Source organism: Caballeronia pedi (genome assembly GCF_001544915.2).
In the GTDB taxonomy this organism is placed as follows: Bacteria; Pseudomonadota; Gammaproteobacteria; order Burkholderiales; family Burkholderiaceae; genus Caballeronia; species Caballeronia pedi.
The window spans coordinates 73,725-91,674 of sequence record NZ_FCOE02000027.1 but is presented as its reverse complement, the minus strand read 5'-3'; the positions used below and the strand labels follow the sequence as shown (position 1 = coordinate 91,674).

Annotated in this window: 19 protein-coding genes; 13 read left to right on the top strand and 6 right to left on the bottom strand. The window is 64.7% G+C overall.

Going from position 1 to position 17,950, the window contains the following annotated elements; all coding sequences use genetic code 11:
• Window positions 1–5: 5 nt before the first annotated feature.
• From AWB80_RS29960 to AWB80_RS29950, 3 genes are all read left to right on the top strand, one after another.
• Window positions 6–899, top strand: a complete 894-nt coding sequence (locus AWB80_RS29960; protein ID WP_061178309.1) for an HpcH/HpaI aldolase/citrate lyase family protein — start codon at window positions 6–8, stop codon at window positions 897–899.
• A 32-nt stretch (window positions 900–931) separates the two neighbouring features.
• Window positions 932–2,161 (top strand): CaiB/BaiF CoA transferase family protein, encoded by a 1,230-nt coding sequence (locus AWB80_RS29955; RefSeq protein WP_061178308.1) that lies wholly within the window; start codon window positions 932–934, stop codon window positions 2,159–2,161.
• 90 nt (window positions 2,162–2,251) lie between these two features.
• Window positions 2,252–2,992, top strand: coding sequence for a GntR family transcriptional regulator (locus AWB80_RS29950; protein WP_061178307.1), 741 nt, complete (start codon window positions 2,252–2,254; stop codon window positions 2,990–2,992).
• Here AWB80_RS29950 and AWB80_RS29945 read toward each other — a convergent pair whose 3' ends face one another.
• Window positions 2,993–3,955 carry a LysR family transcriptional regulator gene (locus AWB80_RS29945; RefSeq protein WP_061178306.1) on the bottom strand — a complete coding sequence of 321 codons (963 nt, stop codon included), beginning with the start codon at window positions 3,953–3,955 and terminating at the stop codon, window positions 2,993–2,995.
• A gap of 106 nt (window positions 3,956–4,061) precedes the next feature.
• Between AWB80_RS29945 and AWB80_RS29940 the strand changes: the two genes are divergently transcribed.
• The 5 genes from AWB80_RS29940 to AWB80_RS29920 are packed head-to-tail and all read left to right on the top strand — an operon-like array spanning window position 4,062 to window position 8,625.
• Complete coding sequence (locus AWB80_RS29940; protein ID WP_061178305.1) at window positions 4,062–5,423, top strand: acyclic terpene utilization AtuA family protein; 1,362 nt, start codon at window positions 4,062–4,064, stop codon at window positions 5,421–5,423.
• Between the two features lie 2 nt (window positions 5,424–5,425).
• Window positions 5,426–5,758, top strand: coding sequence for a DUF4387 domain-containing protein (locus tag AWB80_RS29935; protein WP_061178304.1), 333 nt, complete (start codon window positions 5,426–5,428; stop codon window positions 5,756–5,758).
• A 37-nt stretch (window positions 5,759–5,795) separates the two neighbouring features.
• Entirely contained in the window at window positions 5,796–7,154 is a 1,359-nt protein-coding gene (locus AWB80_RS29930) for an MFS transporter (RefSeq protein ID WP_061178303.1), read from the top strand.
• Window positions 7,151–8,035 (top strand): MBL fold metallo-hydrolase, encoded by an 885-nt coding sequence (locus AWB80_RS29925; RefSeq protein WP_061178302.1) that lies wholly within the window; start codon window positions 7,151–7,153, stop codon window positions 8,033–8,035. Before AWB80_RS29930 ends, AWB80_RS29925 begins: the two co-directional genes overlap by 4 nt.
• On the top strand, window positions 8,032–8,625 hold the full coding sequence (locus AWB80_RS29920) for a nitroreductase family protein (protein WP_061178301.1): 594 nt from the start codon (window positions 8,032–8,034) through the stop codon (window positions 8,623–8,625). Before AWB80_RS29925 ends, AWB80_RS29920 begins: the two co-directional genes overlap by 4 nt.
• A gap of 56 nt (window positions 8,626–8,681) precedes the next feature.
• Here AWB80_RS29920 and AWB80_RS29915 read toward each other — a convergent pair whose 3' ends face one another.
• From AWB80_RS29915 to AWB80_RS29900, 4 genes are all read right to left on the bottom strand, one after another.
• On the bottom strand, window positions 8,682–9,119 hold the full coding sequence (locus AWB80_RS29915) for a 6,7-dimethyl-8-ribityllumazine synthase (RefSeq protein WP_244206790.1): 438 nt from the start codon (window positions 9,117–9,119) through the stop codon (window positions 8,682–8,684).
• 8 nt (window positions 9,120–9,127) lie between these two features.
• On the bottom strand, window positions 9,128–10,288 hold the full coding sequence (locus AWB80_RS29910; RefSeq protein ID WP_061178299.1) for an iron-containing alcohol dehydrogenase: 1,161 nt from the start codon (window positions 10,286–10,288) through the stop codon (window positions 9,128–9,130).
• Window positions 10,289–10,297: 9 nt separating this feature from the next.
• On the bottom strand, window positions 10,298–10,807 hold the full coding sequence (locus tag AWB80_RS29905; protein ID WP_061178298.1) for a flavin reductase family protein: 510 nt from the start codon (window positions 10,805–10,807) through the stop codon (window positions 10,298–10,300).
• A 139-nt stretch (window positions 10,808–10,946) separates the two neighbouring features.
• A complete protein-coding gene (locus tag AWB80_RS29900) occupies window positions 10,947–11,915 on the bottom strand; it encodes a LysR family transcriptional regulator (RefSeq protein WP_087131684.1) in 969 nt (322 codons plus the stop codon).
• Between the two features lie 122 nt (window positions 11,916–12,037).
• Here AWB80_RS29900 and AWB80_RS29895 point away from each other — a divergent pair, with 122 nt between their 5' ends.
• Window positions 12,038–13,447 (top strand): LLM class flavin-dependent oxidoreductase, encoded by a 1,410-nt coding sequence (locus AWB80_RS29895; RefSeq protein WP_061178333.1) that lies wholly within the window; start codon window positions 12,038–12,040, stop codon window positions 13,445–13,447.
• Between the two features lie 112 nt (window positions 13,448–13,559).
• Here the strand turns inward: AWB80_RS29895 and AWB80_RS29890 are convergent, their stop codons facing one another.
• Window positions 13,560–14,486, bottom strand: a complete 927-nt coding sequence (locus AWB80_RS29890; RefSeq protein WP_143328159.1) for a LysR family transcriptional regulator — start codon at window positions 14,484–14,486, stop codon at window positions 13,560–13,562.
• 126 nt (window positions 14,487–14,612) lie between these two features.
• Here AWB80_RS29890 and AWB80_RS29885 point away from each other — a divergent pair, with 126 nt between their 5' ends.
• From AWB80_RS29885 to AWB80_RS29870, 4 genes are read left to right on the top strand one after another with little or no spacing between them, the layout of a single operon-like run.
• Entirely contained in the window at window positions 14,613–15,998 is a 1,386-nt protein-coding gene (locus AWB80_RS29885) for an acyclic terpene utilization AtuA family protein (protein WP_061178296.1), read from the top strand.
• Entirely contained in the window at window positions 15,985–16,314 is a 330-nt protein-coding gene (locus AWB80_RS29880) for a DUF4387 domain-containing protein (RefSeq protein WP_061178295.1), read from the top strand. Before AWB80_RS29885 ends, AWB80_RS29880 begins: the two co-directional genes overlap by 14 nt.
• Window positions 16,311–16,859 (top strand): flavin reductase family protein, encoded by a 549-nt coding sequence (locus tag AWB80_RS29875; RefSeq protein ID WP_061178294.1) that lies wholly within the window; start codon window positions 16,311–16,313, stop codon window positions 16,857–16,859. The genes AWB80_RS29880 and AWB80_RS29875 overlap by 4 nt, the downstream gene beginning before the upstream one ends.
• Before the next feature lie 9 nt (window positions 16,860–16,868).
• Window positions 16,869–17,933 (top strand): amidohydrolase family protein, encoded by a 1,065-nt coding sequence (locus tag AWB80_RS29870; protein WP_061178293.1) that lies wholly within the window; start codon window positions 16,869–16,871, stop codon window positions 17,931–17,933.
• Window positions 17,934–17,950: the final 17 nt, after the last annotated feature.

Sequence of the window (17,950 nt, the reverse complement as noted above, 5' to 3'; positions counted from 1 at the left end):
ATTCGATGGCGCTATCCCGTACATTCCTGTTCGTCCCCGGCAACCACGCGCGGCGCGTCGAGAAAGCGCTCGCCGCCGATGTCGACGCCGCGATCCTCGATCTCGAAGACGCCGTCGCCGCCAGCGAGAAAGTCGCGACGCGCGCGCAGGTCGTCGACGCGCTGCAGCGTGCGCATCGGGCGCGCGGTTACGTGCGCATCAACGCGCTCGACACCGAGTACGCATTCGGCGATCTGCAGGCGGTCGTCGCGCGCGGCGTCGACGGCATCGTGCTGCCGAAGCTCGAATCGGTCGAGCAATTGCATACGGCGGACTGGCTCATCACGCAGATCGAACGCGAGCGTGGCCTCGACGCGAACTCGGTCGAGCTGATGCCGATCGTCGAGACGGGCGCGGGCTTCGCCGTCATCGATGCGCTGTGCAACGCGGCCTCGCAGCGCGTGCAGCGCCTCAAGCGCTTTGCGTTCGGCGCGGGCGACTTTTGTCTCGACATGAACCTCGTCTGGAGCGACGACGAGTTCGAACTGCAGACCTACCGCAGCGCGCTCGTGCTGGCGTCGCGCGCGGCGGGACTGCAGGCGCCGGTCGACACCGTATGGGTGCGTCTGGACGACGCCGACGGTCTCGCGCGCTCGGCCGCCCGCGCGCGCGGCATGGGCTTCCAGGGCAAGTTGTGCATCCATCCGGCGCAGTGCGATGCGGTCAACCGCGCGTTCTCGCCGAGCGCCGCCGAGATCGGCCACGCGCGCGCCGTCGTCGAGGCGTTCAGGCGCGCGGAGGCCGAAGGCGTCGCGTCGATCCGGCTGGACGGCGCGTTCATCGATTACCCGGTCGCGTACCGCGCGCAACGCGTGCTCGACTTCGCCGCGCAGATCGACGCGCGCGCGAACGCGGCCTGAATCTGTTCGACCATCTGAATCGGAGAATCGGCATGACTGCTTCATCGTCCGCATCAACGACGCGCACTGTTCGTCCGCTCGACGGCGTCCGCGTGATCGACGTATCGAGTTTTCTGGCGGGACCGTTCTGCTCGACGCAGCTCGGCGAATTCGGCGCGGAGGTCATCAAGGCCGAACTGCCCGACGTGGGCGACGCGCTGCGCCGCTTCGGATCGATGACGGAAGCGGGCGTCACGCTGCCGTGGCTCTCGGAATGCCGCAACAAGAAGTCGATCACGCTCGATCTGCGCAAGCCCGGCGGCGCGGCGATCTTGAAGAAGCTCGTCGCCGATGCGGACATTCTCGTCGAGAATTTTCAGCCGGGCACGCTCGAAAAATGGGGCCTCGGCTGGGACGTGCTGCATGAAGTGAATCCGCGGCTCATCATGGTACGCATCTCGGGGTTCGGGCAGACCGGGCCGTATCGCGATCGACCGGGCTTCGGGCGCATCGGCAATGCGTTCGGCGGGCTGTCGTTTCTCGCGGGCTATCCGGACCGGCCGCCGGTCACACCCGGCTCCGCGACGATTCCCGACTACATGGCCGGCCTCTACGGCGCGCTCGGCGCGCTGCTCGCGATCCAGGCGCGCGAGCGCACGGGCGAAGGGCAGTTCGTCGATATCGGCCTGTACGAGCCGATCTTCCGCATCCTCGACGAACTCGCGCCGTCGTATCAGCAGAACGGCTTCGTGCGCCAGCGCATGGGTCCGGGCACGGTGAACGTCGTGCCGCACAGCCACTATCCGACCAGGGACGGCCGCTGGATCGCGATCGCCTGCACCAGCGACAAGATCTTCGCGCGTCTGGCCGAGGCGATGGACATGCCCGAAGTCGCGGGCACCGGAAAGTGGGGGCATATTTCGGGCCGCGAGCGCGATCGCGCGGAGGTGGATCGCACCGTGGGCGAATGGACTGCCCAGTTTTCGCGCGACGAAGTGCTCGCGCGCTGCGAGCAGTTTCAGGTGCCGTGCGGCCCGGTGTATGGCGTCGACGAGATCTTCGAGGACCCGCAGTACGCGGCGCGCGAGAACATCAAGTACATGCAGGACGCGCGGATCGGCGAGCTGGCGATACCGAACGTCGTGCCGCGTCTTTCCGCGACGCCGGGCGGCGTCGACTGGCTCGGGCCGGATCTGGGCGAACACAACGACGAGGTCTATCGCGGCTTGCTCGGCCTCGACACCGAACAGCTCGCGACGCTCAGGGAAGAAGGGTCGATCTGATAAGATTCCGCTTCCTTTTTCAAGCGGCCCGGCGCGTCGAACAGTGCACCGCGCGCCGCCTCCCGGGTCTTCTCAAAACGGCGCATGTCCATGAGCGCACACGATCAGAAATGGGACCTGCCGCAGCAACAGTCGTTGCCGCAACTCGTCGAAGCCCGCATCGTCAGCGCGATCCGCGCGGGCGATCTGAAGGCGGGCGAGCGCATCGTCGAAACACAGTTGGCCAAGCGGCTCAGCGTGAGTCGCGGGCCGCTGCGCGAGGCGCTCAAGTCGCTCGAAGCGAACGGCCTGGTGTTCACCATTCGCGGCAAGGGCACCTATGTCGCCGAAGTATCGCAGGACGACTTCGTACGCATGACGGGCATCCGCGCCGTGCTGGAAGGCTTCGCGGCGCGGCTCGTCGCGGCGCGTTGCCGTCATGAGCCGGAGGTGATCGCGATGCTGGAACGATCGCTTGCGGATCTGGAGCGCGCCGAAGCGAGCCACGACGCCGCCGCGCTGCGCGATGTCGACTGGGAATTCCACGAACTCGTCTGCACGCTCGCCGACAACGACCTGCTGCATACCACGTGGCATTCCATCAGCTCGCTCGTGCGGCTCTATCAGCAGGGCAACGCGAACTATGAAGTGCGCAGCGGCAGCGTCGTGCATCATCATCACGAGTTCGTCGAGGCGCTGAAGTCGGGCGATCCGGACTTCGCCGAGCAGACCTTTCGCAGCATCATCACCGATACGACCTTTCGCTCGCTCGGACAGACCGTGCCCGAAGCGATGACCTCGATGACCGTGCCGCCGCGCGCGCCGAAGAAAGCGAAAGGCGCGGCGAAGTAGTCAGCCGGAATCAGCGCGCAGCGTCGCCGCGAAGTGCGCGCGCAGATGATCGAGAAACAGCGTCGAGGCCAGGTTCAGGTCCGCTTTCGCGCGCACCAGTACACCGAAGTTGCGCGACAGGTCGATGTCGGTCACGTCGAGCGTCGCGCGTGATTCCAGCGAATAGCGCTGCGCCATGTAGCGCGGCAGGAAGGTCGCGCCCAGACCCGCATCGACGAGCCCGAGCACCGTGCCGACATTGGTCGCGTGCTGGATCGTGCTCAGCGTCAAGCCGCGCTTGGCCAGTTCCGCCGACAGCCGCGTCTGCAAAAGCGCATAACGGTCGAGCAGCATGAGCGGCAAATCGGCGAGCTGTTCGAGCGAGATGTGCTTCGCGCCCGCGAGCGGATGCGCTCTCGGCAGCACGACGAGCATCGGCTCCAGCGCGAGCGGCTCGAATCGCAGCGTGCTGGAGTCGCCGTCGAACGCGCTCACGGCGAGATCGGCCTGACCCGATTCGACCGATGCGAGCACATCTTCGTATTGCAGGTCCCTGACCTGAATCTGCATCGCGGGATGGGCCTGGCGAAACGACTGGATGAGCTGAGGCAGCACGACGGCGGCGAGCATCGGCGTGGTTGCGACCACCGTGCGCAGCTTCGACGCCGCCGCCCGCAACTGGAAATCCCGTAGCAGTTCGCGCAAACCCTCGAGGGCGAGTTTCGCGCGGCGCGCGAGTTCCTCGCCGTCGGGCGTGGCCGTCACGCGCCGCGTCGTGCGCTCGACGAGCCTGGTCTTCAGCATCGATTCGAGCCGCTGGACGCGGTTCGTCACGGACGGCTGCGACACATGCATTTTCTTCGCCGCCGCGCTGAAACTGCCCAGTTCGATCACCGCGAGAAAGGTCTCCAGCTCGACGAGATCGAAACGCAGGCCGATCGCGTCGATGCTTTCTGCCGTAACGGAACGCTCATCACGCGACATGGTGATTTATAACCCCGGCTTATAAATCCATATTCTAAAGCGAATAGAGTTTCACGGTCCCGTTCCCGATAATTTCGGCAACAGTCGATCAAAGAACGGAGACTTCATGAAGGACGAAATCAAGATCCTGACGCCCAATGGCATCCTGGGCTACGGCATCCCGGCCGCCGACTTCTGGCGCGGCATCGAACAGCAGCCCGACGCGATGATCGTCGATGGCGGTTCCACCGACCCCGGCCCCTATCTGCTCGGCCTGCCCAAGACGCTGGTGACGCGCGAAGCGTATCTGCGCGATCTGTCGCTGATGCTCGAAGCCTGCGCCACGCGCAAGATTCCGATCTACATCAGTTCGGCAGGCGGCCCGGGCATTCGCGCGCATGTGGACTTCATGGTCGATGTGATCGCAGAGATCGCGCAGCGCGAGAGTTATCGCTTCAAAGTCGCGAAGATCTATTCGGACGTGGACCCGTCGTACGTGCGCGATGCGCTGGGCGAAGGCCGCATCACGCCGTGCGCATCGGCGCCGGAACTGCAGGTGTCGGACATCGGCGCTTCGTCGCATATCGTCGCGCAGATGGGCGCGGAGCCGTTCGCAAAAGCGTTGCGCGAGCATCCGGATCTCGACATCATCATCGCGGGCCGCGCGTATGACCCGGCGCCGTTCGCGGGCCTGTGCATGCTGCACGGCATCGATCCGGGCATCTACTGGCACATGGGCAAGATCGTCGAATGCGGCGCGAATTGCGCGGAGCCGAAAGGCAAGGTGATTCTCGCCACGATCCGCCGCGACAGCTTCGACCTGGAACCGATGAACCCGCGCGAGCGCTGCACGCCCGCATCGGTGGCCGCGCACACGCTCTACGAAAAGACCCGGCCCGATCTTCTGACCGGACCCGGCGGCGTGCTCGATCTGCGCGAGGCGACCTACGAACAGATCACCGATCGCGCCGTGCGCGTGCGCGGCAGCCGCTTCATTCCCGCGGACGACTACACGGTGAAACTCGAAGGCGCGGGCGTCGTGGGCATGCGCACGATTTTCATCGGCGGGATTCGCGATCCGATCCTGATCGGGCAGATCGACGATTTCCTCGCATGCATCAAGGACGAAGCGCGCGAGACGTATCCCGAACTGCGCTCGGGCGAAGCGACGCTGAACTTTCACGTGTACGGCAAGAACGGCGTGATGGGCAGCTTCGAGCCGCTCGCGAACACGGTGCCGCATGAAATCGGCCTGCTCGGCGAAGTGACCGCGGCGAATCAGGAACTGGCGAATGCGATTTGCAGCAGCGTGCGCATCGACGTGTTGCACACGCCGTATCCGGGACAGGTGGCGACGGCGGGCAACTTCGCGATTCCGCTCAATCCGCCGGAGAACCCGATCGGTCCGGTGTGCAAGTTCACGGTCTATCACGTGATGAAGATCGACTCGGCCGAGTCGCTGTTTCCGATTGAAGTCGTGGAGATCTGAACATGAACGCAACGCAGACGAAGACATTGCGCGATCTGGCGAAGGTCGTGCGCAGCAAGAACTCCGGCCCGTTCGAGATCACCTTCGACGTGATCTTCGACGACGCGCCGCTTTACGAACGCGTGAAGCACAGCGGCGTGCTGACCGAAGCGCTGATCTGCAAGCTGTACAACGTGACGAAGGAAGACATCGTGACCCTGATGTTCTTCGATCCGGCACGCGCGTTCAAGCTGACGCTCAAGCGCTCGTGGGCGCAGGGCAGCGTGGGCGAGCGCGACACGTTCGGCGCGCAGCAGCACGCGCCGTTATTGACAGTCGAGATTCCCGGCGTCTGAAGGCGCCGGTCAAATAAAAGCAGGCGGAGGAGACAACATGGTCAACGATTCGGATATCCGGCGAGTGTCGTTCGCCAGCGCGATCGGCGCGACGCTAGAGTGGTACGACTTCTTCATCTTCGGATCGGCGGCCGCGCTGATCTTCAACAAGCTGTTCTTTCCGGCGTTCGATCCCGTCGCCGGCACGATCGCGTCGCTCGCGAGCTTTGCGATCGGCTTCATCGCGCGGCCGGTGGGTGGCATCGTGTTCGGCCATTACGGCGACCGCATTGGCCGCAAGGCGATGCTCGTGCTGAGCCTCTTGATGATGGGCGGCGTGACCTTCCTGATCGGCCTGCTGCCGACTTACGAGAGCATCGGCCTCGGCGCGCCGATTCTCCTCACGACCTTGCGCTTCCTGCAGGGCTTCGCGGTGGGCGGCGAGTGGGGCGGCGCGACGCTGATGGTGATCGAGCATTCGCCCGCGAAGAAGCGCGGCTTCTACGGCGCGTGGCCGCAGATGGGCATCTCCGCCGCGCTGATCCTGTCGACCGGCGTGATGGCCCTGACCACCGCGCTCACGACAGCCGAACAGTTCGCGGCATGGGGATGGCGCGTGCCGTTCCTGCTTTCGGGCCTGCTCGTCGTGGTGGGCTTCATCATTCGACGCCGCGTGTCCGAGTCGCCGAGCTTCCAGAAACTTCAGCGCTCGCACACCGCCGAGAAAATGCCGATCGCCACGGTGCTCGCCACCCAGAAGAAACGCACGATGCAGATCGTCGCGGCGCAGGCGGCCGAGAACACCAGCTTCTTCGTGATCTCCGTCTATGCGCTCGTCTATCTGACGCAGAACCTGCATATCGGCAAGCCGCTCGCAATTCGCGCACTGATGATCGGCTCGTTCTTCACGCTGTTGTCGCAGCCGTTCTTCGGCGCGCTGTCGGATCGCATCGGCCGCAAGAAGGTGTACATGGGCGGCATGATCTTCCTCGGCGCGTTCATCTTTCCGTTCTTCAAGTTGCTCGACACCGGCAGCTACCCGGTGATCGTCACGGCGATCACGGTCGCGATGGTCTTCGGTCTGGGCAGCACGCTGTCCGCGCAGCCCGCGCTGATCAGCGAGCAGTATCCGGCTGCGATTCGCTATAGCGGGGTGTCGGTGGCGTATCAGCTCGCGACCGTGATCTGGAGCGGCCCCACGCCGATCCTCGCCGCACTGTTCGTGATGTGGGCGGGCGGTTACTGGCTGCTGGCCGCGTATATCGTGCTCGCCGCGGTGATCTCCGTGCTCGGCATCATGCCGTTGCGCGAAGCGGCGGGTATCGAACTTTCCGCACTTGAAGACGGCGCGAGCCGCGAGCCGCGTGTGGAGCGTCAGCCTGTCGCAGCAGGATTGTCGGGGGAGCAGGCATCGTGATTCGATTCCAGATCGGCAACGTAACGGCGACGCTGGTTCAGGAAACCGTCGACACGTCCTTCGACTTTCTGAAGTTCTTTCCGCTCGCGACGCCGGAAGACGTCGCGGAGAATCTCTCGTGGATCGCGCCCGGTCACTACGATCCCGCAACGGGTCGCATGCTGCTCAGCATGCACTCGTGGCTGCTGGATACGGGGCGTCACAAGATATTGATCGACGGTTGCGTCGGCAACGACAAGGAGCGCCCGGGCCGGCCCGACTGGTGCAATCTGCAGACGCCGTATCTCGACCGCCTGGCTACAGCGGGCGCGACGCCCGAGCAGATCGACTATGTGCTCTGCACGCATCTGCATGCGGATCATATCGGCTGGAATACGCGGCTCATCGGCGATCGCTGGGTGCCGACGTTTCCCAACGCGAAGTATGTTTTCTCGAAGATCGAGAACGACTACTGGGCGGCGCGCTACGCGAAGGAATCCACGGGGCATCACATTCTCGGCTACAAGGACAGCGTGTTGCCGGTGATCGAGGCGGGGCAGGCGCTGATCGTCGATGACCACGCCGAGATCGCGGACTGTCTGTCGCTCGAACTCGCGCCGGGGCACACGCCGGGTCATGTCGCAATCGGGCTGAAGTCGAACGACGCGCACGCCGTGATGACCGGCGACATCCTGCATCATCCGATTCAGGTGAAGTATCCGCACTGGAGCTGCTTCGGCTGCATCGACCAGAAGCAGTCCGCCGAGACGCGCCGGAGGATTCTGGAGCAGACCTGCGAGCGGCGCGCGCTGCTCTTGCCGGGGCATTTCATGGCGCCGCACGCCGGTTATGTCGATGAGACGCCCGGCGGCTTCGATTTTCGGCATCCGGACGCGTCATGATTGATCGTCCAGCCCCGACCGATATCGCCATTCATCCGCTGATCGCCGCGCGCTGGAGTCCGCGCGCGTATGCGGACCGTGCCGTCGAACACGCGCATGTGGTCGCCATGCTCGAAGCGGCGCGTTGGGCGCCTTCCGCGTTCAACGCGCAGCCGTGGCGCTTCGTCGTGTTCGAGAAGGGCGCGGATCCTGTCGCGTTTGGGCGTGCGTTCGGCACGCTCATTTCCTTCAATCAATCGTGGAATGCGAATGCGCAAGTGCTGATCGCCGTGCTCGCGGATACGCTCACGGCGAAGGGCGCGGAGAATCCGAGCGCGAGCTATGATGCCGGCGCGGCCGCGATGGCGCTGCTTTTGCAGGCGCATGCACAGGGTCTCGCAGCGCATTCGATGAGCGGCCTCGATGCGGATGCGTTTCGGGAAGCGTTTTTGATTCCCGGGCGCTATGAGGTGCTGAGCATGATTTCGGTTGCGCATCATGGCGACGCGCAGTCGCTGCCCGCCGCGCTTGCGGAGCGCGAGCATGCGCCGCGCGCGCGATTGCCGTTGGAAAGGATTGCGCAGTTTGGCGGGTGGGTGCAAGCGCAGTAGTAAAAAGGCATCCGGCCTGGAGCCGGATGCCTTTCCTGCTTTTCGAGCAACCTCCGTTAAACAATCATCGCCACCCGCTGCAACGTCTCGACACACGCGTTCGCCACTTCCCGTCCCTTCACGCTCATATGCTCGTGAAAGAACCGCAGATGCTCTTCGCCCGCATGAAAATGATGCGGCGTGAGCACGGCGGAAAACACCGGCGTGAGCGTATCGAGCTGCACCTGCATCAAGCCGTCGATCACCGCCTGCGCGACGAATTCATGCCGATAGATCCCGCCATCGACGACGAGCCCCGCCGCGACGATCGCATCGAATCCGCCGCGCCGCGCGAGCAGCTTCGCGTGGAGCGGCAGTTCGAACGCACCGGGCACCTCGAAGCATTCGACGGCGCTCGCATCGAAGCCCAATTCGACCACGCGCGCGACGAACGCATGTCGGCACTGATCCACGATCTCGCGATGCCAGCACGACTGCACGAATGCGATACGCATGGTTCCGTTCATAGCGCCGCCCTGTAGATATCGAGCGCCGCTGCCTCGGTCATCTCACGCGGGTTGTTGATGAGCAGACGCTGCTGCTTCATTGCATCGGCGGCGAGCATCGGCAGATGCGATTCCTCGACGCCCACCTCGCGCAGCGTGCGCGCAATGCCGGTCTCGTTCACGAGCGTCTGCATCGCCTGAATGAAGGCTTCGGTCTTCGCTTCGGCGCTGTCATCGGCGGCGGCGCAGCCGAGCGTATCGGCAAGCTCCGCATAGCGCGCGGCGGCGGCGGGCGCGTTGAAGCGCAGCACATGCATCAGCACCAGCGCGTTCGACAAACCATGCGGCACATGGAAGTGCCCGCCGAGCGGATACGCGAGCGCATGCACCGCGGCGACCGGCGCATTCGAGAACGCCTGGCCCGCGAGCGTCGCGCCGAGCAGCATCGCTTCGCGTGCGGCGCGATTCCCGCCATCGCGACAGGCGGGCAACAGGTTCGCATACAACAGACGCAGCGCTTCCTTCGCGAGCATGTCGGAGAGCGGATTCTTCAGACGCGCCGACGTGTACGCCTCGATCGCATGCACCATCGCGTCGATACCGGTCGCGGCCGTCGCTTGCGGCGGCAGGCCGAGCGTGAGTTCTGCGTCGAGCAGCGCAAGATCGGGATACAGAACCGGCGAGACGACGCCGCTTTTCGTGGTCGCGCCCGTCGTCACGATGGAAATGGCCGTGACTTCGGAGCCGGTGCCCGCGGTGGTCGGCATCAGCACGAGCGGCAGACGCGGACCTTCGACGTTGCCGACACCGTACATCTTCTCGAGCGGTTGCGCCGATGCGCACAGCACGGCGATCAGCTTGGCGACATCCATCGACGAGCCGCCGCCGAGTCCGAGCACGATCTCCGCGCCGCTTGCCTTCGCGCGCGCGGCGGCGTCGAGCACGACGTGATCGGGCGGATCGGCGACGACGTCGTCGATCACGGTGACTTGCCAGCCTTGCATGGCCAGATTGTCGAGTGCGGGCGCGATCAGGCCGCTCTCATTGAGAAAGCGGTCGGTGACGAGGACGAGACGGCGTTCGTCGCGATAGCGCTCGCGCAAGAGCGCGCCGAGACGCCGCGCGCCGCCGTAGTCGACGACGAGCGAAGGAACCGTGGTGAAGCTGAAAGCGTTCATGCGATGCGCTCAGATAAGTGAATCTGCGGTTTCGAGTTCGAGGTTGCGAAAACCCCGGTTGTAGTAGACGAGCGGCGTGGCGTCGCCGAGTTCGACGTCCTGGATCTCGCCGATCAGCACAGTATGATCGCCCGCTTCGTGCACGTCGCGCGCGATGCACACGAGCGAGGCCATCGAGCCCGGCAGCATCGGCGGATGCGGGTCGTCGCCGGTGCCGTAGCGAAACGCGTGCGGGCCGAACTTGTCGACGCCCTTGCGCGCGAAATGCATCGCGACGTCCTTCTGCTCCTGCGACAGGATGTTGATCGCATAGCGTTGCGCGTTGACGAACGCGGCGTGCGAATCCGCCTTGTTGGCGATGCACACGAGCACGAGCGGCGGGTCCATCGATACCGACGAAAACGAACTGGCGGTAAAGCCCCAGTGACGGCCTTGTTCGTCGGTGGTCGAGACGATGGTGACGCCGCTCGGGAAAGCGGAAAGCGCGTCACGAAAGGTCTGTTTGTTTTCGAGCGTCATGAAAGGTCTCCGGTATGAGGTGAGTGCACGGCCTCATGCACTCGATGACCCGAGTCTAGAGTTGCGCGCGCCGCAGAACAATTTCGATGTCGCGATGGATTGATCGGCAAAACGGATAGATGCGCGCATTCATAGGGCATCAGGACGGCGACGTGTCGCTCGCGAGCGTCGCGCCGAAATTGGCCTGCAAGTGCCGCACGAAGCTCAGCGCGGCCGCGCTCAGGTCGGCGTCGCGCGCGCGCAGGATGCCGAAGCGGCGGCTCAGGCTCACATCGGCGACCTGTAGCGTGGCGCGGGTGTCGCGCGCGTAGCGCTGGGCCATCGAGCGCGGCAGGAAGGTTGCACCGAGCCCCGCGTCCACCATGCCGAGCAGCGTGCTCAGATTGGCGGCGTGATGCATCGGGCGCAGTGTGAGGCCGCGTTTCGCGAATTCGTCGGCGAGCCTGTCGCGCAGGATCGAGTAGCGGTCGAGCAGCATCAGCGGGATTTGCGCCAGTTGCTCCAGCGTGACTTCGCCGGCTTGCGCGAGCGGATGGGTCTTCGGCACCACGACCAGCATGTCCTCTTCGGTGAGCGCTTCGAAGCTCAGCTTGCTCGAATCTTTGTCGAAGGCGACCACGGCGAGATCGGCCTCGTTGCTCTCGATCTTCGCGACCACGTCCTCGTATTGCAGATCGCGCAGTTGAATCTGCACGTCCGGATAGCGCTGGCAGAACGAATGGATCAGCGAGGGCAGCATGACGGCCGAGATCATCGGCGTGGCGGCGACCACCACGCGCAGGCGCGCGGCCTCGGCGTCGGCCTGGAATTCCTGCAGCAGCTTGCGCAGTTCGCGCAACGCGATTTCGGCGTGCTCGCGCAAGCGCCTGCCGGCGGGCGTGGGCTCCACATGACGCGTCGTGCGCACGAGCAGGCGCGTCTTCAGGGTCGATTCGAGACGCTGCACGCGGGCCGTCACGGATGGCTGTGAGATGTGCAGGCGTCGCGCTGCGGAACTGAAACTGCCCAGTTCGACCACCGCGAGAAAGGTCTCCAGTTCGACGAGGTCGAAGCGCAGCGTCGGTGGCGCTGCGGAGTGCGGGCCCTCGTCCGGCTTGTCGGGCGCCATGACGGGAAGTCTCCGTTGGTTTTATCAGGATCGGCTATGAGTCTATCTCATAAAGCAAATAGTGTCGTCGCGGCGCCGTCGACATAATCGAATCCATACCGACATCAGGAGGCATGGACGACATGGCACACGACACTTCGCGTCAGATGACGCTGATCGGCTTTTTGCAGGCTCAGAACTGCTCGACGTATCCGGGTTCCTGGCGTCATGGCGGCGCGATGCAGGACTTCATGTCGCCCGAGTATTACCAGCGCATCGCGCGCACGCTGGAAGAGGGCAAATTTCATCTGGCGTTTTTCGACGACCGTCTCGCCATGCCCGACATCTACGGCGACGATCACGCGCAAACCGTCGAACATGGCGTGCGCGCCGTGAAGATGGACCCGTCGCCGATTCTCACCGCGATGGCGATGGCCACGACGCACCTCGGCCTCGGCGCGACGTATTCGACGACGTACTACGAGCCGTACCATGTCGCGCGTCATTTCGCGACGCTCGATTTGATGACGAAGGGCCGCGTCGCGTGGAACGTGGTGACGTCGCTCAATGATTCGGAGGCCGCGAATTTCGGCCGCGAGATGCATCTGGAGCACGATCTGCGCTATGACCGCGCCGATGAGTTCCTCGAAACGGTGATGGGTCACTGGGATTCGTGGGAAGACGACGCGCTGATCCTCGACAAGCAAAGCGGCCGCTTCGCCGATCCGGCCAAGGTGCATCGGCTCGATCACAAGGGCGCGTATTTCAGCTCGCGTGGCCCGCTTACGGTGCCGCGTTCGCAGCAGGGGCATCCGGTGCTGATTCAGGCGGGGCAGAGCGGGCGTGGCCGCGCGTTTGCATCGCGGTGGGGTGAACTGATTTTCGTGGTGTATCCGAATCTCGCGGCGGGCAAGAAGCAGCGCGCGGAACTCAGGCAATCGGTGCTCGATGCGGGGCGCGATCCGGAGAAGGTGAAGGTTGCGACTGCGTGTTATACGGTCGTCGCCGAATCGGATGAAATCGCGCAGCAGCAACGCGACTATATCGATTCGCTCGCGAAGCCGATCGACTCGCTTACGTTGCTGTGTGAAGTGCTCAATACCGATTTTTCGACGCGCGATTATGACGCGCCGTTCACTGACGCGGAGATGAAGGCTATTTCCGGGTGGACGGGCTTTCGCGATCGCGTGGTGATGTTGTCGGGCAAGCAGAATCCGTCGGTGCGGGATTTCGTCGATTTCTCGAATCGTGCGCGGTTGAATGAGTTTCCGGTGTTTGCAGGCACGGCCAAGAGCGTGGCGGATCAGATGGAGCAATGGTTCGTCGAAGGCGGTTGCGATGGGTTTGTGATCTCGCCGACGCACGTGCCGGGTGGGTATGAGGATTTTGTGCGGCAGGTGGTGCCGGAGTTGCAGCGGCGCGGCGTGTTTCGCAAGGAGTACGACGGGTCGACGCTGCGGGAGAATTTGGGCCTCGCGAGGCCGGACGCAGGGGATTGGCGCAAGCAGGCGTTTGCGGGGGTTAATGGGGAGCCGATGCGGAAGGCCGGGTAGGGGCTCTATGTTCGGGTCGTCGCCGGATCCCGTTGGCAACGCCAATAGACCGACACGTCCACGGGATCCGGCGACGCCCGCCCCCGGCGTGAAAACGCGTCGCCAATACGCCTCACACGATCGAGCGCCACACCCCCGCCCGCACGAGCGCATCCGTCTCCTGCCGCACGATGCGATACAGCGCCTTCATCGCAAGCGTCGCTTCCTTCTTCGGCGAGAACGCAATGGAAAGCACCCCCGGCAGCGCCGGCTCGATGATCGGCCGGGCCTTCAGCGTGCCCCGCTCGATGCGGTTTCGCACCGCCGCATACGGCGCGACGGAAAAGCCCTGACCCGCTTCGACGAGTTCGAGGACCGCCATCATCGCGTCGATCTCGAAGGCGATGTTGAGCGTGAGCGAGCGCGCCGTCGCGGCATCTTCGGCGAGCGTGCGCATGCCGTGCGGACGCGCCGGGAGAATCCACGGCAACTCGACGGCGTCGGCGAAGCGGATCGGCTCCATCTCGCGTTGCAGCACGCTCGCGTCGGGCGGTCCGATCAGCAGCAGATCGTCCGACAAAAGCGGCTCGATGCTGATCGTGCTGTGCGGCCCGATGTTGTAAAGCACGCCGATATCCAGTTGCCCGCTCAGCAGCCATTCGAGCATGTAGCCGCTCAAACCCTCGCGCATGCGCAGCCGCACATCGGGGAACTCCGCGCGAAAGCGCCGCACGAGCGGCACCAGCAGAAAGTCGCCGAGCATCGGCGGAATGCCCATCGTGACGGTGCCGCCGGGCACCGCGCGCATCGCCTGCATGTGATTCACGGCTTCGTCGCTGCGTTCGAGGATATCGCTCGCGCGCGCGAGGAACTTCTGCCCCGCCTCGGTGAGCGACATGCCGTGGCCATGCCGATACAGCAGCGGCGGCCCCAACTCCTGTTCGAGCATCTGGATATGCCGCGTGAGCATCGACTGGCTGATGCCGAGGATCGCGGCGGCGCGCGAGACGCTGCCCTCGCGCGCCACGACCATGAAATACCTGAGTTGCTTCAACTCCACGTGCCTTACTCCTCTGGCGTCGGACGGTTTCGCCCGCGATGCATAACAGGTATGCGAGCAGTTCGCGGTTCATCTGATTACGCTTGATTCCATTCCATTCACGAACACAACGGAGACAAGAGCGCAATGGAAGAACTCAGATTGCTCAGCACTACAGCGATCCTCGGCTACGGCTTCGCGCAAAGCGCGTTCGAAGCGGGTCTCGCGCGCAAGCCGCATCTCATCGGCGCCGATGGCGGCAGTTCCGATCCGGGGCCGTACTACCTCGCCTCGGGCGAATCGTTCACCTCTCGCATGGCGACCAAGCGCGACATGCGCCTGATGCTCGCGGCCGCCGTGCCGCTCGGCATTCCCGTGGTGGTCAGCACGTGCGGCGGCGCGGGCGGAAATCCGCATCTGCAAATGATGGTCGATATCGTCAAGGAGATCGCGCAGGAAGAAAGTCTGTCATTCAAGCTCGCGGTTATCAACTCGGAATTGCCCAAGGACGTGTTGCTCGAACACGTGAACGCCGGTAAGACGCGGCCACTCTACGGCCTTGCGCAACTGACGCCCGAACTCGTCGATCAGGCCGTGCGCGTGGTCGGCGCGATGGGGCCGGAGCCGTACATCGCCGCCCTCGATGCGGGCGCGCAAGTCATTCTCTCGGGCCGCAGCACCGATCCCGCGCCGTGGGCCGCGATGGCGATCCGCGCCGGCTTCTCGCCCGCACTCGGCTGGTATGCCGGCAAGATGCTCGAATGCGGCGCGGAACCGGCCTTGCCCAAGCGCGAAGGATGTCTGCTCGCGACGATCCGCGAAAATCACGTCGAGCTCGAACCGATGCATCCCGAACAGGCCTGCACGCCGCGTTCGGTCGCGTACTTCGCGCTGCACGAGAACAGCAGCCCGATTCATCATCACGAGCCGGGCGGCATGCTCGATACCTCCGAATGCACTTTCGAAGCGGTGACGGATCGCGCCGTGCGCGTATCCGGCATGCGCTGGCGTCCCGCGAAGTACACGGTGAAGCTCGAAGGCGTCGAAGCGCGCGGGCATCGCGTCATCACGCTGTGCGCGACGCGCGACCCGGTGCTGCAGGCGCAGATGGAACGCTACCTCGCGCGCTCGCGCGAGATCGTCGACGAGAAAGCGACCGCGTTCGGTGCGCCATCCGATACCTACACGCTGAACTTTCGCGTCTACGGCCAGAACGGCGTGATGGGCGAACGCGAGCCCTTGCCGCTCGCCGAACGCCATTCGCACGAAACGGCGATCGTCGCGGAAGTGGTCGCGCAGGATCGCGACACCGCGAAGGCCGTGCTGGCCATCGCGCGCACGACGATCCTGCACTCGGAGTTCCCGGGCCGCCTGTGCAAGGAAGGCAATATGGCGATCCCGTTCTCGCCGTCCGACCTCGATCTCGGTCAGGTCTACCGCTTTTCCGTCTGCCATCTGCTCGAACCGGAGAACGCGCTCTCGCTGTTCCCGATCCGCTACGAAGACATTGGAGACCGTCATGCCAGCCATTAAGGATTTCGCGAGCGTATGCCGCAGCAAGAACGCGGGGCCGTTCATGGTCACGCTCGACATCGTGTTCGAAACCGATGAGATCTACGACCGCGTCGCCGCCACCGGCGTGCTCAAGCCCGAGTTGTTCGCACGGCTCTATGGCGTGACGCCCGAGCAGGTCCAGTTCACGCCGTATCGCGCCGCACGCGCGTTCAAGGCGACCTTGCCGCGCCTCGTCTCATCGGGCGATATCGGCGATACGGACGTGTACGGCTCGCAGCAGCACGCGCCGATGCTCGACATCGAGATTCCCATCAAGCTGGAGAACACGCGATGAGCGAAGCCGAACTTCAGGTGCGCCCCGGCGTCGAGCGTGTCGACGACGCGCAGGCACTGCAGACCTCGTTTCGCCAGGCGATGCGCCGGCTCGCGGGCGGCGTCGCGCTGGTATCGACGGTTCACGACGGCGTGCGTCACGGCATGACGGTCACGGCCGTCACGTCGCTGACGATGGACCCACCCGCGCTGGTCGTATCGGTGAACCGGCATGCGTCGGCATTCGATGCGCTCGTGCTGAGCGGGCGCTTCTGCGTGAATCTGCTGACGCAGCAGCATGCGGACCTCGCCGCGGCGTTCGCACGCAAGCCGGACGGCGACGCGCGCTTCGCCAACGGCGCGTGGCGCATCAACGAAGCCGGCCTGCCGACGCTCGATGGCAGCGTCGCGTCGATTTCGTGCCGCGTGCACGATCTGGTCGAGTACGGCACGCACGCGATCCTGATCGGCGCGGTGGAGCATCTCGAGATCGAGCCGCAGCAACCGATGGCGCCGCTCATCTTTCTGAGCGGGCAGTTCGGCGGCTTCTGGCCGTTGACCGCATAGGGAGCGCGCATGTTCGACGCGAAATATGAACGCAGCAATTTCCCGCGCATCCGGCCCGAGTGGCTCGCGCAGGTCGCCGAGCCGGCCGTCGAGCCGGAGTTGGCGATCATCGATCCGCATCATCACCTGTGGGATGTCGAGAGCGCGTTCTATCAAGCGCCCGAGTTCGTCGCGGATGCGGGCGCGGGGCATCGCGTGCTGGCGAGCGTGTTCGTCGAATGCAAGGCGCATTTCGATGCCGACGCGCCCGCCGGGTTCGCTCCCGTCGGCGAGACGCGTTTTGCGGTAGCGCAGGCGCAGGCCGCGGCGCGTCTGCCGCACGGCGATGCGAATCTCGTGAAGGGCATCGTCGCGTATGGCGATCCGTTCGTCGCGAATCCGCAGGCGGTGCTCGAAGCGCATATCGACGCGGGGCAGGGGCGCATGCGCGGCGTGCGCGTGCGCGCCGCATGGCATGCCGATCCCGCATTCGCCGCGCCCCACGATGGCCCGGACGAACACACGATCAGCTCGTCCGAACTCGACCGCTACTGCGCGGTCCTCACGGAGATGGGCCTCGTGCTCGACCTGTGGGTGTATCACACGCAACTCGATCAGGCCGCCGCGCTCGCACGCCGTCATCCGCGTCTGCCGATCGTGTTGAACCACTGTGGCGGACCGCTCGGCATCGGGCCGTATGCGGGACAGCGCGCGCAGGTCCGCGAGGCATGGAGCGCGTCGCTCGCGCGCGTGGCGTCGAACGAGAACGTCATCGTGAAGATCGGCGGGCTCGCCATGCCGCGCACGGGCCTGTCCTTCGCCGATGCCGCGAAACCCGCAAGCTGCCTCGAACTCGTCGAGCGCTGGACGCCTTATGTGCGTACCTGCATCGATCTGTTCGGCGCGGAACGCAGCATGTTCGAGAGCAATTTTCCCGTCGACAAAGGCAGTTGCAACTACGTGTCGGTGTGGAACGCGTTCAAGATCATGTGCGCCGGTCATCCGGCGGCGGCGCGCCGCGCGCTGCTCGCGGGCACGGCCAATCGCGTGTACGCGCTCGGCATCGAGACATTGACGGAGGAGGCGATTTCATAACGAGCGGACCGAAGCGT